Here is a 295-nt window from a genome sequence, read left to right as displayed (position 1 = left end):
AATACAAAACAAAAAGGCCATCCGCAAGGATGGCCTTTTTGTTTATTTGAAGCCTGGCAGTTCCCTACTCTCGCATGGGGAGACCCCACACTACCATCGGCGCTACGGCGTTTCACTTCTGAGTTCGGCATGGGGTCAGGTGGGACCACCGCGCTACTGCCGCCAGGCAAATTCTTTATCCAGCGCCGAACTTTAAACCTAAAAACTGGTGCTGATACCCAGAGTCGAACTGGGGACCTCACCCTTACCAAGGGTGCGCTCTACCAACTGAGCCATATCAGCACACTTTAATTTA

The 295-nt window shown here is 51.5% G+C and carries 1 tRNA gene and 1 rRNA gene; both read right to left on the bottom strand.

Features of this window, described 5'->3' with window-relative positions:
* Window positions 1-51: 51 nt before the first annotated feature.
* Window positions 52-167 (bottom strand): 5S ribosomal RNA (gene rrf / locus M977_RS24010).
* Window positions 168-206: 39 nt separating this feature from the next.
* A tRNA-Thr gene (locus tag M977_RS24005) sits at window positions 207-282 on the bottom strand.
* Between the last annotated feature and the right edge of the window lie 13 nt (window positions 283-295).

This window comes from Buttiauxella gaviniae ATCC 51604 (genome assembly GCF_001654835.1).
In the GTDB taxonomy this organism is placed as follows: domain Bacteria; phylum Pseudomonadota; class Gammaproteobacteria; order Enterobacterales; family Enterobacteriaceae; genus Buttiauxella; species Buttiauxella gaviniae.
This window is presented reverse-complemented; position numbering and strand designations above follow the sequence as displayed.